Source organism: Mycobacterium sp. URHD0025, assembly GCF_000426065.1.
GTDB lineage: Bacteria > Actinomycetota > Actinomycetes > Mycobacteriales > Mycobacteriaceae > Mycobacterium.
This window is the reverse complement of sequence record NZ_AUEQ01000011.1, coordinates 118634-133401: the sequence shown is the minus strand read 5'-3', so window position 1 is coordinate 133401 and position 14768 is coordinate 118634. Positions and strand designations below refer to the sequence as shown.

The window sequence follows — 14768 nt, the reverse complement described above, 5'->3', positions numbered from 1 at the left end:
AGCATGCCTAATCAGCCTACGCGCCGATCGGCATCCGGTGGGCTGCTGATCGCGGTCCTTGCGGCGGCCGGCATCAGCGTCTCGCTCATGCAGACCCTGATGATCCCGCTCATTCCGCAGCTGCCCACACTTCTGGACACCAGCCCGGCGAACGCGTCGTGGGCGATCACCGCGACCCTGCTGACCGGCGCCGTCGCTACTCCCGTGCTGGGCAGGCTCGGCGACATGTACGGCCCCAAGCGGATCCTCGTGCTGTGCGCCGCACTGCTGTTCCTCGGTTCCCTGATCGCCGCGCTGACCACCTCTCTGATCCCCTTGGTGATCGGCCGCGGCCTGCAGGGATTCGGCGCCCCGGTGATCCCGCTTGGCATCAGCGTGCTGCGCGCCGCCCTGCCCGCCGAGCGGGTGGGCTCGGCGATGGGACTGATGAGCGCCTCACTGGGAGTCGGCGGCGCGCTGGGCCTGCCGCTGTCGGCGGTGATCGCCGAACACTTCAACTGGCACGCCCTCTTCTGGTGTTCGGCCGCACTCGGCCTGGCCTCCGGCATCTTGTTCGTCCTGTTGGTGCCCGACCTGGAACCGGTGTCCTCCGATCACCGATTCGACCCGATCGGCGCCCTGGCCCTTGGCGCTGCGCTGGTGATGCTGTTGTTGCCGATCTCCAAGGGCGGGATGTGGGGCTGGAGCAGTACCACCACGCTGGGCCTGTTCGCGGGCGCGGTGGTGACCTTCGGGGCCTTCACGTGGTGGCAGTACCGGGTGCCTTCGCCGATCGTGGACGTGCGGACCACATTGAAACGTCCTGTCCTGCTGACGAATCTGTCGTCCATCGCGGTGGGATTCGGGATGTTCGCGTTGTCGCTCGTGGGGCCTCAGCTGCTGGAGATGCCCAGGGAAACGGGATTCGGGTTGGGGCAGAGCATGATCGCCACCGGCTTGTGGATGGCGCCGGGCGGGCTGGCGATGATGGCGGCCGCACCCGTTGCCGCCCGGGTGGTGGCCGCGCGCGGACCGAAGATCGTGCTGGTGACCGGCAGCGGGATCATCGCCGCGGGCTACCTGGCCGGAACCGTGCTGCTGGGCAGCCCGGTCGGGGTCCTGGTGCTCGGCCTGATCGTCAGCTTCGGTGTCGGCTTCGCCTTCGCGGCGCTGCCCGCGTTGATCAATGCCGCGGTGCCGGTGTCGGAAACCGCGTCCGCCAACAGCATCAACTCACTGGCCCGATCGTTGGGCACCTCGACCTCGAGCGCGGTGATGACCGCGGTGCTGGCCCAGATGACCATCACGGTCGCCGGGCACGCACTGCCCTCCTTGCCGGGATTCCGTGTCGCCCTGCTGATCGCCGCGGGTGCCGCGGCCGGTGCCGCGCTGATCGCCATGGCGATTCCGAAAGCGCCTTCCGAATTGTTGTCAGAGGGTGGCGATCTCGTAGCTGTCGAGCTGGCCGACCAGCGTCCGTAGCTGATCGGCGGACGAGCCGAGGGTGTGCTCGATGGCGGTCAGCCGGGCCGCGTAGTGGCCGACGGGATACTCCGCGGTGACACCGATGCCGCCGTGCAGCTGGATCGACTCCTGCGCGATGTGCCGACCGGAACGGCCGATCTGCAGCTTGGCCCGCGCGGCGATCACCGGGTCCAGCTCACCGTCGGCGATGGACATGGCGGCGTAGGTGCCCATGCTGCGCGCCAGCTCGAGCGACATGTACATGTCGGCCGCACGCTGGGTCAGGGTCTGGAACTTGCTCAGCGTGACCCCGAACTGCTTGCGCTGCTTGAGGTAATCGGTGGTCAGCCGCAGCGACTCGTCCATCACACCGACCGCCTCGGCGCACAGGCCGGCCGAGATCCGCACCAGGGCATTGGTGATGGCAGCCGTCGCATCGGCGGCCTCGCCCAGCGGCTCGGCGGGGGTGGCATCGAAATCGATCTGGGCGCCTCGGCCGCCGTCGAACGTGCGATAACCCTGCCGGGCGACGTTGGCGGCGTCGACCAGGAACAGCCCGGTGCCGCCGTCGGGAAGGGCCGCACTGACGATCAGCGTGTCGGCGACGTCGCCTGCCAGAACCGGGTTCTTGGTGCCGCTCAGGGTCCATCCGTCGCCGCTGCGCGTCGCGGTGGTCGTCGGGGCGGCCGTGCCCCGTACGCCCGGTTCGTTGTGCGCGAAGGCCAGGATCTTCTCCCCGGCGGCGACCTCGTCGAGCAGAGCGCGCTGGGCATCGGTGCCCACCTCGGCGATGATCGAACCGGGTCCGATGGCGGCGTGCAGCACCGGCTCGGGGGCCAACCGGCGCCCGATCTCGTTCAGCACCACCATGATCTCGATCTGGCCACCGGAGTCCTCATCGAAACCCAGTCCCAGAACGCCGATCTCGGCGAGCTGTCCCCAGACCTGTCGGTCGAATCCGGGCTCGGACTCCACCACCTTGTTGCGCTTTTCGGTGTCGTAACCCGACAGCAGGTCACGGGTGGTGTCGGCCAGCAGGGTCTGTTCGTCAGTTAGCTGAAAGTCCATGGCTCAACTCACAATCCGAGAATGGTGGACGCGATGATGGTGCGCTGCACCTCGTTGCTACCGCCGTAGATCGAGGTCTTGCGGTAGTTGAGGTAGTGCGGGGCGGCGTGCTGAGCCCACTCCGGTGAGGCGATATCTCCTGCCTCATAGGGCAGCGAGTCGGCGCCGGCCACCTCGACCAGCAGTTCGGTGGCGGTCTGCTGCAGCTGGCTGCCGCGCAGTTTCAGCACCGACGAGGCCGGGCTGGGCTTGCCGTCGGCCGAATCCGAGGTCACCCGCATCTGGGTGAGTTCCAATGCCAGCACGTCGTTCTCGGCCTCGGCCAGGCGTGCGGCGAACAGCGGATCGGACAGCAGGCCGTTGGCGGCGGCACGTTCCTTCACCTCGGCGAGGCGCACCTTGGTGCGGGCCACCTGCGCGATGCCGGTGCGCTCGTTGCCGAGCAGGAACTTCGCGTAGGTCCAGCCCTGATTCTCCTCGCCGACCAGCTGGTCGGCGGGCACCCGGACGTCCTCGAAGAACACCTCGTTGACCTCGAAGCTGCCGTCGATCAGCTTGATCGGGCGAAGCGTGATGCCGGGCGTGTTCATGTCCATCAGCAGGAACGAGATTCCGGCCTGCTTCTTGGGCGCCTGCGGGTCGGTGCGGACCAGGCAGAAGATCCAGTCTGCGTGCTGGCCCAGCGTGGTCCAGGTCTTCTGGCCGTTGACCACGTAGCTGTCGCCGTCGCGGATCGCGGTGGTGCGCAGCGAGGCCAGGTCGGAACCGGCCTCGGGCTCGGAGAAGCCCTGGCACCACCAGATGTCGAGCGCCGCGGTCGGCGGCAGGAAGCGTTCCTTGACCTCTTGTGAGCCGAACTCCGCGATCACCGGGCCGACCATCCGGGCATTGAAGGTCAGCGGCTCGGGGACACCGGCCAGCTGCATCTCGTCGAGCCAGATCTGGTGCTGGTTGGGCGTCCAGTCCTTGCCGCCCCACTCGACGGGCCAGTTGGGGACCGCAAGACCGTGCTCATGGAGAATCTTGTGCGCCGTGAGGATGCCCTCTTTGCCCAGTGGCAGCCCGAGCCGGTTTCGTTCGCGAATCTCGGCGGGAATCTTCGTCGTGTAGAAGGTGCGCAGCTCATCGCGGAAAGCTGCTTCCTCCGGTGTGAGCGCCAGTTGCATGACCGTCTCCCTCTCGGTGGATCTGACTGCACACTAAACCACCCGGTTGGTTGGGCTCGCGAGGGTCCGCCGCTCTAGCGCACGAGGCGGCGCAACAACAGCGACGCAGCAGCCACGCCGAGCACCGCGGCCGCGATCAGCACCGCGATGTCGAGCGCCCAGTTGGTCGGGGTGCCGATCAGCAGCCCGCGCAACGCGTTGACCTCGTAACTGAGCGGGTTGACCGTGGACAGCCAGCGCAGCCACGTCGGCATGATGTCGACGGGATACAGCGCATTGGACGCGAAGAACAACGGCATGGTGATCGCCTGGCCGATGCCCATCAGCCGGTCCCGTTTGCGGACAAGTCCGGCCAGCGTCATCGACAGACAGGCGAAAAATGCCGCACCCAGCGCCACCACCGCCATCGCGGCCAGGATGCGGAGCGGATTGACCGTCATCGCGATGCCCATCAGGTACGCCAGGGCCACGACCCCGACCACCTGCACCACCGAACGCACACCGGCCGCGAAGGCCTTGCCCGCCACCAGCGCGGAGGCCGGCGCCGGGGTGACCATCAGCTTGGCCAGGATGCCGGCGTCGCGGTCCCAGATGATCTGGATGCCGTAGAAGATCGAGATGAACAGGGCGGATTGGGCGATGATGCCCGGCGCCAGAAAGGCCAGGTAGGGCACGCCGCCGGTGTCGACGACGCGCAGCCGGCTGAAGGTCTGGCCGAAGATCAGCAGCCACAGCGCGGGCTGCACCATGCGGGTGAACAACTCGGTGCGGTCATGGCGCAGCTTCTGCAGTTCGACGAGGGCGAAGGCCGACATGCGCCGGGACATGGCGCGCACCCGGCGCATTCCGCGCGGTGCCAGGACGAGAGCGTCAGCCGACACGGCGGACCGTCCTGCGAGTCGCACGCACCTCACGCATGCCGCCGGACTGTTGTTCGGCATCGGTCAGATCCGAACCGGCGTAGTGCCGGAACACGTCCTCCAGCGAGGCGTCCTGGGTATCGGTCGCCTTCAGTACCCGCTCCTTCAACTCCGAAGGGGTACCTACCGCCTGCAGACGTCCGTGGTGCATGAGGGCCACCCGGTCACAGAGGGCGTCGGCCTCGCCCATGTAGTGCGTGGTGAGCAGCACCGTCATCCCGAACTCGGCCTGCATCCGGCCGACCTGCGTCCAGACGCTGTCGCGGGCGATGGGGTCCAGCCCGACCGTCGGCTCGTCGAGGATCAACAGCAGCGGTCGGTTGACCAGTGCCTGGGCCAGTTCGAGGCGGCGCACCATTCCGCCGGAGTAGCTGCCCGCCACGGAGTCGGCGACGTCGAGCAGCTGCATCGCCTCCAGTGCCTGGTTCACCCGGTCCCTGCGTTCGGCACGGGGTACGTCGTACAGGCGCGCGAACAACTCGACGTTCTGCCTGCCGGTAAGCGCCGATTCGATCGAGAGTTGTTGCGGGACATAGCCGATGTTGTGCCGGATGTCCATGGTGCGCCGGGAGGCGTCGAGGCCGAAGATACGCACCTCGCCCTGCTGCACCGGTGTGAGCGTGGTCAGTACCCGCACCGCCGTGGTCTTGCCCGCCCCGTTCGGGCCCAGCAGGCCCATGGTCTCACCGCGGTCAACCCGCAGGGTCAGGCCGTCTACGGCGGTGAACTCGCCGTAGCGGTGGGTCAGCTGGTTGCAGTCGATGGCCGGTGAGGTCACAGTTCCCCCTCGTGCAGCAGCCGGGTCAGTTCACTCATCGCATCCAATCCATCTGCCAGAGCCGTGATCTGGCCGTCGTCGAGTTGTGCCAGCGCGGCCGCCAGCGCGGCCCGGCGAGCGGCGCGCGACTCGTCGGCTATCGCCTGAGCATGCGGCGTGAGTCGTAGGCGGACGACCCGGCGATCCGCATCGTCGGGGGTTCTGATCAGTAGCCCGTCGGCCACCAACCGGGACACCAGCGTGGATGCGGTGTTGGGCACCAGGCTGAGTTCGGCCGCCGATTCCCGCACCGAGATGTCCGGCCGGCGGCCGACCAGGCGCAACAGCTCGCCTTGCGACTGCGTCAACCCGGTGGCATCGAATCCTCCGCCGGTGGAGCGGCGCAGCTGCCTGCGGAACCGGCCGACGACAGTGAACAGCTCGCTCACGAGGTCATGTCCGGGTTCCATGCGAGCCACAATACCTCTGTGACAGAGGTATTGGCGATGAGTGATCGGCAGGCGCGTCAGATGAATCGAATTGATCGTGGGGGAGGAGCCCGCCGGGACCCGGTGAGAGGCCGCAGCCGTGGCCGCAGGGTAGTTGCCGCCGCTCTTCGGCTCGTACCCCCCAGCCCGCCCGGCCGGTGACATCGAACAAGCGCTCAATGCCTACTTAGGCGACCACGGCTGCTACATGCTCAAGGTACCAGACTTCCTGGTTAGGGCAGGGACATCCGGCCGATGAGCAACTCTTTGAATTGACGTTCAATCTGATTCGGACTGCAGCACCAGGACGGCTCTGGCGTCGACAGTGACCGTGCCGCCGGCGGCGACGGTGTCGCGTGTGGAGTTTGCCGACGTGCTGATCGCCGTCGTCCATCGGGCCGCGAATTGTGCCGGTGGCAAGGCGAACTCGATCGGTTCGTAATGCGCGTTGAAACACAGCAGGAACGAGTCGTCCACCACGCGCTGGCCCCGGACGTCGGGATCGGCGATGCCCTGGCCGTTCAGATACACGGCCACCGACTTGGCATACCCCGTCTCCCAGTCCTCGGCCGTCATGTCCGAACCGTCGGGTGCGAACCAGGCGATGTCGGGCAGCCCTTCGCTGCCCGCCTCGCGTACCGGCCGGCCGTCGAAGAACCTGCGCCGCCGGAACACCGGATGCGCCGCGCGCAGTGCCGACACCGAACGGGTGAACTCGAGCAGATCGGAATCGGCACTGGCCCAATCGATCCAGGAGATGTCGTTGTCCTGGCAGTAGACGTTGTTGTTACCACGCTGGGTGCGCCCCAGCTCATCGCCGTGCGAGAGCATCGGAACGCCCTGGGAGAGCAGCAGAGTGGCCAGGAAGTTGCGCTGCTGGCGCCCACGCAGCGTGTTCACCTCGGGATCGTCCGACGGACCCTCGGCGCCGCAGTTCCACGACTTGTTGTTGCTCTCGCCGTCGCGGTTGTCCTCGCCGTTGGCCTCATTGTGTTTTTCGTTGTAGGACACCAGGTCACGAAGAGTGAAGCCGTCATGGGCGGTGACGAAGTTGATCGAGGCGAAGGGACGACGGCCCGTCTGCTCATAGAGATCGGCCGAACCCGTCAGGCGGTAGGCGAACTCGTCGAGAGTGGCCGGCTCGCCACGCCAGTAGTCGCGAACGGTGTCGCGGAACTTCCCGTTCCACTCCGTCCACTGCGGCGGGAAGTTACCCACCTGATAGCCGCCTGGGCCGACATCCCACGGCTCGGCGATCAACTTCACCTGGCTGACGATCGGATCCTGTTGCACCAGTTCGAAGAACGCGCTCAGCCGGTCCACGTCGTAGAACTCGCGGGCCAGCGTGGCGGCCAGATCGAAACGGAACCCGTCGACGTGCATCTCGGTGACCCAGTAGCGCAGAGAGTCCATGATCAATTGCAGCGCGTGGGGATGGCCGACGTTGAGACTGTTGCCGGTGCCGGTGTAGTCCATGTAGTACTGCTTGTCGTCATCGACCAGCCGGTAATAGGCGGCGTTGTCGATGCCCCGCATGGACAGCGTCGGGCCCAGGTGGTTGCCCTCGGCGGTGTGGTTGTAGACCACGTCGAGGATCACCTCGATGCCATTGGCGTGCAATTCGCGCACCATGGCCTTGAACTCCTGGACGTGGCCGCCGGGGGTGCCGGCCGAACTGTAGCGCGGGTCCGGCGCCAGGAAGCCGATGGTGTTGTAGCCCCAGTAGTTCGACAATCCCTTGTCGACGAGTGTGGAGTCATTGACGAAGTGGTGTACCGGCATCAGCTCGATCGCGTTGACCCGCAGCGCTTTCAGATGCTCGACGATCACCGGGTGGGCGACGGCCGCGTACGTGCCGCGCAGCTGTTCCGGGATGTCCGGGTGGGTCTGGGTGAGGCCCTTGACGTGGGCCTCGTAGATGACGGTGTCGGCGTACTCGTGACTGGGCGGGTGATCGACGCCCCAGTCGAAGTACGGGTTGATCACCACGGCCTTCGGCATGTTGGCCGCCGAATCGTCGTCGTTGCGGCTGCCCGGATCGTCGAAGTCGTACGAGAACAGTGGCTGGCCCCATTCGAAGGTTCCCTCGATGGCCTTGGCGTACGGGTCCAGCACCAGCTTGTTCGGGTTGCAGCGATGGCCGGCCGCCGGGTCGTACGGACCGTGCACCCGGTAGCCGTACCGCTGGCCGGGCTCGATCCCCGGAACGAAACCGTGCCAGACGAATCCGTCCACCTCGGGCAGCGTCATCCGGGTCTCCCGAAGTGTCCCGGATTCGTCGGGGTCGAACAGGCACAGCTCGACGCGGTCAGCGACCTCGCTGAACAAAGCGAAGTTGGTGCCTGAGCCGTCGTAGGTGGCACCGAGCGGGTAGGCCTTGCCCCGCCACATTTCCAGCCCGTACTGGTCAGCTCGATCTGTGGAAGTCACAAATCGACCATACGGTGCCGGGCGGACTGCGGCCGCGCGAACGAGCGGCGGTAAGTTCGCCGTGTGACCACCAGCGCTGATCTGCCGGAGTACCGGACCGTGCGGGTCAGCGTCGAGAACTCCGTCGCACTCATCACGCTGGACCGCCCGCAGCAGCGCAACGCCTTCGGTGGCGGGATGCGCGACGAACTGGCCGATGCCTACCTGCGTTGCGACGCCGACGATGCGATCCGGGTGATCGTGCTGACGGGTACCCCGCCCGCGTTCTGCGCGGGTGCGGACCTCGGCGCGGGCGAGCAGACCTTCACGGAGCCCGGGCGGCAGTTCAGTGCCGCCGGGTTGGCCGTCCCGGCCTGGTCCCTGGGCAAACCGGTGATCGCGGCCGTCAACGGGCACGCCATCGGAATCGGGCTGACACTGGCATTGCAGTGCGACATCAGGATTTTCGCCGCCGAGGCCCGCTACGGCGTGGTGCAGACCCGCCGCGGCATGGTGGGCGACGCGTACTCGCACTGGGTCCTGCCGCGGCTGGTGGGGCTGGCGAACGCCGCGGAGATCTTGTTGACCGGCGCCACATTTGACGGGCACAGGGCTGTCGCACTCGGTCTGGGGAGCCGGGTACTGCCCGCCGAGCAAGTGCTGCCGGCCGCCCTGGAACTCGCCCACGACATCGCGGTCAACACCGCACCGATGTCGGTCGCGGCCAGCAAGCGGCTGCTGTGGGATTCCTACGACCTCGACCGCGCCGGCGTCGGAGCCAGGGAGACCGAGATTCACCTGCACCTGATGGCACACGACGACGCACGCGAAGGCGTACGGGCTCTTGTCGAGCGCCGGGACCCGCGCTGGACGGGTCGGCCCGTCGACCCGACTAGCTGATGTGCACTCCGGCCGTGCGAAGTTGGTCGATGGCCGCCCTCGAGCTCTCGGGAGCTACCCCTGCAGTCAGACCGGTGAGAACGCGGGTATGCAGCCCGGCTCTGGCCGCGTCGGCAGCGGTGGCGGCCACGCAGTAGTCGGTGGCGATGCCCACCACGTCGACGGCCTCGACGCCCCGACGGCGCAGCCAGTCGGCCAGCGTCGTCCCGGACTCGTCGACGCCCTCGAAGCCGCTGTAGGCCGCCGAATAGTGGCCCTTCTCGAACACCGCCTCGACCGCTGACGGATCGAAATCGGGATGAAATGCCGCGCCCGAAGTCTCGGCGACGCAGTGGCGTGGCCACGACGTCCGGAAGTCAGGCGTGTCGGAGAAATGCTCACCCGGGTCGATGTGGAAATCCTTGGTGGCCACCACGTGGTCGTATCCGTGATCGGTGGCCAGCAGTGCCGTGATGCCCCGCGCCACCGCGGCCCCACCAGCGACCGCCAGCGACCCGCCTTCGCAGAAATCGTTCTGTACATCGACGACGATGAGTGCCCGAGGCTGCTTGGACATCTCCATGATCCCGACGCTACCCGCCGAACAGCAGGTACAGCCCGGTGAAGGTGTAGCCGACCATCACCAGCATCGTCGCGAGCTGACCGGTGAGCTGGTGGTGTTTCGGCAGCAGACGCAGTGCCCGATCGTGCGCCGCGATCACCCCGGCGACATGACCGGCCAGCACGAATCCGACCTTGAGAGTGGCCAGGAGCGTGGGGTGGGCGGACAGGAAATAGCTGACCTGCGCATCGTGCAGCCCGAACAGCAGGATCACCGTCTGCTGGCCGCGCTCCACGAGATAGGACAGGTAGTGCGCGAAGACGTAGCCGACGACGATCGGGATCAGGGAATGCGCCATCAGACCGGGCAATTGGCGCCGCAGCCGGCGATCGACACCTCCTGTGGTGCGGGTGGCGGCCCAGAATGTGACGGCCACCGTGGCCGCGAACACCAGTAGGCCCGCGGTACGGATCAGGCTGGCGCCCAGCGGCGATGCCGAATGTCCGTCGACGAAGTTGCGCCACTGGGGCATCGCCGAGAAGCTGTCGAACGCGGTCGACCCCAGCAGCACTGCCAGCACGGCGACCAGCCCGGGCCGCACCGGCAGCGAGGGCAGGTGATCGAACGGATTGCCCAGCACCATCCGCCCGTCGTGGCGACGCAGCGGCGAGAGCTTCGACACCACCGTGCTGTAAACCTCGAACGGGTCGGCGCTCTCCAACCATCGCTGTCCGCAGCACAATGCGCCGGTGAACGTCACCACCACATAGGCCAGAAGCCAGTGACGAATGGCCGCAACGGAACCCGGGTCTGGGCTGGCCAGCTCCAGCCAGACGAAAGCGAAAAGCCCGACGGCCGCCGGCCAATAGCCGATGCGTTCCGGATAGCGCCGGCCTCGAGGCCCCGGCAGAAACCGGTACACCGCGCGGATGGGGGAGATGAGCCGCCACACCGGGCCCAACACCACCGAGGCCGCGACCACACCCACCCACAGCAGCACATAGAAGACTCCCGGCAGCGGATTGGCATCCGCCGGCCGGGAGAGAGCGGTGTACGCCACCCATGCGGTGAAAGCCAGCGACACCAGACCGATGGCCCAGCGCGTCACCGCGGAGTCCAGACCCGTCGTCACCCAGCGCGGCAGTGGCAGCCCCGGCTTGTCCGGATCGAACCGGGGCTGCCGCCAGGCCAGTGCCACCACCGCAAAGGTGAACGTCAGCGTCCAGGCCGCGCCGATCAGCGCATAGGTGTAGGGAATCGGGAGATCCGTCGAACCGCCCAGACCGTGGGCCAGTAGAGCGGTCGACGCGGGCCTCACTGCTGCACTTGCACGCTGGCGATCGTGCGGTTCAGCTGATGCAGCTCGATGTCGACGGTGCCCGGCACGTCGACCGTGAACTGGAATTGCTGGCCGCTACGCGGCTCGATCTTGAAGCTGTGCTCTGGATTGGAGTGCACATGCAACTCATCGGCGACATCGCTGTTCACCCGCACCACGATCGGCTCGCCGGCCTTGCCCTGCAACTGCTTGTTGGTCGGGGTCACCTCACCGCCCTTGATCGTGACGTCGATCAACAGCCGGCTCGGTGCCTGCTGCGGGTTGGTCATGTCCGACGGATTGACCGTGGTGACCGAGGGGGTGGCCGAACCGGTTGCGCCGTCGGACTTCTGCGAATCGCCGGAGCCGCCACAACCGGCGGTCACCAGGGTGAGAGCGGACGCCACGACGATGACACTGTGTTTGAGGTTGATCACGGTGAACCATCTTCGCTTGAGGAGTCGGCACCTTCATCTTGAGCGTCCCCGCCGCTGGACTCACTACGCGGCCCGCCGCGGTGCCGGTCCCGCATCGCCACATACACCACGACCCCCACCACGACCACCGCCGGAGCGAAGGCCGGCAACGCCAACAGCAACGTGTGGTCAGCCTGATACTGGATCGGACCCATCACGTGAGCCCGGCAGGTTCACGGCCCGCGGCCATCTCCCTGGAGTTGATCCGGCCCGCACCCCAGGTCAGGCCCGCGATAAGGATGAGCGTGCACACCAGCACCACCAGTGAAGCCGCGTTGTACAGCCAGGTCGGGTGATCGAGGTTGCGTTCGCGCTGCAGGATCGTGATCTCCTGCACGAACTCCCGATTGCTCGAGGCCAGCGCCGGTGTCTCGTCGGCACCGATACCCGGATCGGCGGGCAGGTAGATCGGTACCCCGGCCATCGTGGTGCCGTCCTGCACGCGCAGCAGGGTCTTCCAACTGCCCGACACCGGAATGGGCTGCGTCGAGCGGTAATGCCCCGGGCCAACCTTGTCCAACCGGTCGATCATCAGACCACGATGATCGGCCAGCCCGCCCTGCCACGCCAGGATCGACACCCACTCCGGGTCGTCGCCGATCAGACCGGCCGGCGTGATCTGTACGTCGGCCGAGGCCATCCGGTGCCCGTCGCGCGGCGGAAGATCTGTCAAAGCGATGGTGGCACTGGCATTTTGCGGAACCTCGGTACGCAGCCCGTTGGTCACAGCGCCGCCGATCACCAGAACGGTGGCCACCACGATGGAGATACCCACCGCGGGCCGGGGCAGCGGTTGGCCGGTCAGCACCAGGGCCAGCAGCGCGCCACACAGGCCCATCGCGATGGCCACCGGGATCGCCATCGCCAGCGCCTCGCCCCACATGCTCATCGGCCACGGATAGTGATAGACCGCGCCGATCCACAACGATTCCAGCCACAGCCCGACGGTGCCGACACCCAGCCCGCCTACCGCGCCAAACAGGATGGGGCGCTTCACAAGTGGAGTAAGGGCCAGCAACTCGACCACCAGTGCCGGCCCCAGGTAGAGCGCGAACCAACTCGTCGGCGCACCGAGGACCGGGCCCACGATCAACGCCACGGCGCCGCGCAGGGCGACGGCGAATCCGGCGGCGATCAAGGCCGCGCCGGGACCGAGCACCAGCCGGGCCGCGACCGCGGCCAGTGCCGCGGCCGCCGCGATCATCATCGGCTGCAGGACGAGGCGGAACTGCTCGACACCGAAGTCGTATTCGATCTGGAACACCGAGAGCCCGATGAACAGCCCGCCGAACGACAGGAAGTAGAGGAACTTGTTGAACTTGCTGTCCTCGGCCAGGCTGTCCGGGCCCATCGCCACCCGGCCCTCGTGCTCCAGTAACAGCACGGCGATCAATGACAACCCGGCGCCGCCGATCAACATCAAATGCGTTGGGCCCCAGAGCGTGACATCCTGACCGAAGATGCGGTGCCAGATGTCGTCGAGCGGGAAACCGATGAGTGCGTAGAGCCCGCACGCCGCCATCAGCACGCCGCCCACCGGGGCGTACCAGCTGCGGGTGATCCGGATGGCGGCCGGGCCGGGCTTGTCGTAAGGCAGCACGATCGCCATCGAACCGGCGATGAACAGCAGGAACAGCCCGAACAGGATGAAGTAGTGCGCAGGGTTGGCCAGCGGGCCCGGATCTCGGCCCTTGCCGATGTGCAGGCTCACATCCCAGATGAAGCCGAACAGCGCGCAGATGATGGTCGCGGTGAACAGGAACACCTGCAGCGCAACCCACGGCGGCCGGTGGAACTTGCGGCCCAGAAATTCGGCGAAATCGTTCAGCCAGGTGATGCGCCGGTTGCGGTGCAGGTAACCGATCCACAGGAGGGCGACGGTGACGATGATCGCGACCACCGACATGCCGATCACCTGGTCGAGCGCGGCACCACCGCCTTCGGTACCGGCAGCTGCGGTGACCGTGACATTCGATGAGCCCATCATGACCTCCGGTCGACTGGCAGTGCTGGTGACTGATGTTGCCAGAACCGGCCTGCTCGAAACAGGCGTTCGGCCTCAGCTCCAGGGCGTGACGGGCCGCTCTATACGTTCGCCGTCGACAAACACGTCGACCCGCTCGTCGAAGAAGCAGATGTGGTCGCGGACCTGCACCGCGTCGATCAAGGGCTCGTGATACGACCAGGCCAGATCCGCGGGGCCGCCGGCCGGCGAATAGTAGGTGGCCCGGCCCTTGTACGCGCAATAGGTGACGGTGTCGCTCACGTCGAGCTCGACGGTCACATCGGCGCGCGGCAGGTAGTGCCGGGTGGGCAGACCCGTCTCGAACAACAGCATGGGACTTGAGGATTCGGCCAACACTGTTCTGTCGAGCTCGATGCGGATACGTCGGCGGCTGCGCCGGATGTCGATGCGGTGGAACGGATCATGCGGGTGCGCGACGATCGGCTCGTCCTCCTCGCGCCACTCGAACGACGCGAAATCCATGATCAGGTAGTCGCGCAGCTCCGGGTCGTCGGGCCGAAAGGCCGCGGCGGGACAGGACTCGCCACCGGCGATGACGTCGAACGAAGTCCCCGGGCAAGTGTGCGCGACGAACGGCACCGACGGGTCGAGGAAGCCGGGGATCTCGTCGTCGCCCACATCACCGCCCGCCGGAACCAGTTGTGCGGTCAACGCCGAACGCGGCACCGCATACGTCGGAACCACCCGCCGCGGCTCCCATACAAGGATGGCCGCTCCGGTGTCGGCCACCGGCTCGCCACCGAGGCAGATCCGAATCCGTTTGGCGGTGGGCTGGTATCGAAGAGAGTCGAGCCTGCTGCCCAGCAGATCCGCCATGTTCACCGCCATGCGGTCATTATCGACTCCGATGCCGGTGGCTGTCTGCTACTTGACGTCGACGTACACGGTCCGCTGGGTGAGCGCGCTCAACGTGTCGGTGCGGCTGAAGTTCGGGCCGGGCCGAACGGCGACCACCGAAGCCTCGTCCAGTGGTGACGACCCGAGACGGTTGACGATCACCGTATAGCCCTGGGACTGAAGCTGTCTGATGGTCTGCTCGGCATTGCTGGGCCCGCTGGGCGCGGCCGCGGCGGGGCCGGCTGATCCGATGACTGCGGCCACCGCGACGCCCACTGCCGCGGCGACGATTCGTGACCTACCGATGGCATTTCGCACTGGAATGTCCTTCCCTGTTCTGGTTCGCGGCATTTCGATACGCTGCGATATGTCGGGTAAAACCGGCAGCTCAGACGCTTTAGTTCCGATGGCAGGAATTG

15 protein-coding genes are annotated in these 14768 nt (G+C 66.8%); 2 read left to right on the top strand and 13 right to left on the bottom strand.

Annotated features, from left to right (window positions below; all coding sequences use genetic code 11):
• Positions 1–3 precede the first annotated feature (3 nt).
• Positions 4–1461: an MFS transporter gene (locus H977_RS0117550; RefSeq protein ID WP_029109078.1), complete on the top strand. Its 1458-nt coding sequence runs from the start codon at positions 4–6 to the stop codon at positions 1459–1461.
• On the opposite strand, the gene H977_RS0117545 is transcribed toward H977_RS0117550, so the two are convergent.
• From H977_RS0117545 to glgX, 6 genes are all read right to left on the bottom strand, one after another.
• A complete protein-coding gene (locus H977_RS0117545; protein WP_029109077.1) occupies positions 1411–2511 on the bottom strand; it encodes an acyl-CoA dehydrogenase family protein in 1101 nt (366 codons plus the stop codon). The two genes, H977_RS0117550 and H977_RS0117545, sit on opposite strands and share 51 nt — an antisense overlap.
• 8 nt (positions 2512–2519) lie before the next feature.
• The gene (locus H977_RS0117540) at positions 2520–3677 is read right to left on the bottom strand and encodes an acyl-CoA dehydrogenase family protein (protein ID WP_029109076.1); all 1158 of its coding nucleotides are present in this window, start codon (positions 3675–3677) and stop codon (positions 2520–2522) included.
• Positions 3678–3751: 74 nt separating this feature from the next.
• Positions 3752–4504: an ABC transporter permease gene (locus H977_RS0117535; RefSeq protein ID WP_036476370.1), complete on the bottom strand. Its 753-nt coding sequence runs from the start codon at positions 4502–4504 to the stop codon at positions 3752–3754.
• A gap of 43 nt (positions 4505–4547) precedes the next feature.
• Entirely contained in the window at positions 4548–5375 is an 828-nt protein-coding gene (locus tag H977_RS0117530; RefSeq protein ID WP_029109074.1) for an ATP-binding cassette domain-containing protein, read from the bottom strand.
• Positions 5372–5824 (bottom strand): MarR family winged helix-turn-helix transcriptional regulator, encoded by a 453-nt coding sequence (locus H977_RS0117525; RefSeq protein ID WP_036476316.1) that lies wholly within the window; start codon positions 5822–5824, stop codon positions 5372–5374. The genes H977_RS0117530 and H977_RS0117525 overlap by 4 nt, the downstream gene beginning before the upstream one ends.
• A 297-nt stretch (positions 5825–6121) precedes the next feature.
• The gene (gene glgX / locus H977_RS0117520) at positions 6122–8233 is read right to left on the bottom strand and encodes a glycogen debranching protein GlgX (protein ID WP_051288909.1); all 2112 of its coding nucleotides are present in this window, start codon (positions 8231–8233) and stop codon (positions 6122–6124) included.
• A 102-nt stretch (positions 8234–8335) separates the two neighbouring features.
• Between glgX and H977_RS0117515 the strand changes: the two genes are divergently transcribed.
• Complete coding sequence (locus H977_RS0117515; protein WP_029109071.1) at positions 8336–9151, top strand: enoyl-CoA hydratase/isomerase family protein; 816 nt, start codon at positions 8336–8338, stop codon at positions 9149–9151.
• On the opposite strand, the gene H977_RS0117510 is transcribed toward H977_RS0117515, so the two are convergent.
• From H977_RS0117510 to H977_RS0117480, 7 genes are all read right to left on the bottom strand, one after another.
• Positions 9144–9713 (bottom strand): isochorismatase family protein, encoded by a 570-nt coding sequence (locus H977_RS0117510; RefSeq protein ID WP_286162647.1) that lies wholly within the window; start codon positions 9711–9713, stop codon positions 9144–9146. The two genes, H977_RS0117515 and H977_RS0117510, sit on opposite strands and share 8 nt — an antisense overlap.
• Positions 9714–9723: 10 nt before the next feature.
• Positions 9724–11010: a hypothetical protein gene (locus tag H977_RS0117505; protein WP_036476315.1), complete on the bottom strand. Its 1287-nt coding sequence runs from the start codon at positions 11008–11010 to the stop codon at positions 9724–9726.
• A complete protein-coding gene (locus H977_RS0117500) occupies positions 11007–11447 on the bottom strand; it encodes a hypothetical protein (RefSeq protein ID WP_029109068.1) in 441 nt (146 codons plus the stop codon). Before H977_RS0117500 ends, H977_RS0117505 begins: the two co-directional genes overlap by 4 nt.
• On the bottom strand, positions 11444–11641 hold the full coding sequence (locus H977_RS33385; protein ID WP_036476313.1) for a hypothetical protein: 198 nt from the start codon (positions 11639–11641) through the stop codon (positions 11444–11446). Before H977_RS33385 ends, H977_RS0117500 begins: the two co-directional genes overlap by 4 nt.
• Positions 11641–13470 carry a hypothetical protein gene (locus tag H977_RS0117490; protein ID WP_029109067.1) on the bottom strand — a complete coding sequence of 610 codons (1830 nt, stop codon included), beginning with the start codon at positions 13468–13470 and terminating at the stop codon, positions 11641–11643. Before H977_RS0117490 ends, H977_RS33385 begins: the two co-directional genes overlap by 1 nt.
• A gap of 75 nt (positions 13471–13545) precedes the next feature.
• Positions 13546–14340: a DUF427 domain-containing protein gene (locus H977_RS0117485; protein ID WP_029109066.1), complete on the bottom strand. Its 795-nt coding sequence runs from the start codon at positions 14338–14340 to the stop codon at positions 13546–13548.
• 36 nt (positions 14341–14376) lie between these two features.
• The gene (locus H977_RS0117480) at positions 14377–14655 is read right to left on the bottom strand and encodes a hypothetical protein (protein ID WP_051288929.1); all 279 of its coding nucleotides are present in this window, start codon (positions 14653–14655) and stop codon (positions 14377–14379) included.
• Between the last annotated feature and the right edge of the window lie 113 nt (positions 14656–14768).

Bases quoted from the DNA above. Each gene is read 5' to 3' on its own strand.
- H977_RS0117550 (WP_029109078.1), top strand. From the start codon at position 4: ATGCCTAATCAGCCTACGCGCCGATCGGCATCCGGTGGGCTGCTGATC.
- H977_RS0117545 (WP_029109077.1), bottom strand. From the start codon at position 2,511: ATGGACTTTCAGCTAACTGACGAACAGACCCTGCTGGCCGACACCACC.
- H977_RS0117540 (WP_029109076.1), bottom strand. From the start codon at position 3,677: ATGCAACTGGCGCTCACACCGGAGGAAGCAGCTTTCCGCGATGAGCTG.
- H977_RS0117535 (WP_036476370.1), bottom strand. From the start codon at position 4,504: ATGTCCCGGCGCATGTCGGCCTTCGCCCTCGTCGAACTGCAGAAGCTG.
- H977_RS0117525 (WP_036476316.1), bottom strand. From the start codon at position 5,824: ATGGAACCCGGACATGACCTCGTGAGCGAGCTGTTCACTGTCGTCGGC.
- glgX (WP_051288909.1), bottom strand. From the start codon at position 8,233: ATGTGGCGGGGCAAGGCCTACCCGCTCGGTGCCACCTACGACGGCTCA.
- H977_RS0117510 (WP_286162647.1), bottom strand. From the start codon at position 9,713: ATGGAGATGTCCAAGCAGCCTCGGGCACTCATCGTCGTCGATGTACAG.
- H977_RS33385 (WP_036476313.1), bottom strand. From the start codon at position 11,641: ATGGGTCCGATCCAGTATCAGGCTGACCACACGTTGCTGTTGGCGTTG.
- H977_RS0117490 (WP_029109067.1), bottom strand. From the start codon at position 13,470: ATGGGCTCATCGAATGTCACGGTCACCGCAGCTGCCGGTACCGAAGGC.
- H977_RS0117485 (WP_029109066.1), bottom strand. From the start codon at position 14,340: ATGGCGGTGAACATGGCGGATCTGCTGGGCAGCAGGCTCGACTCTCTT.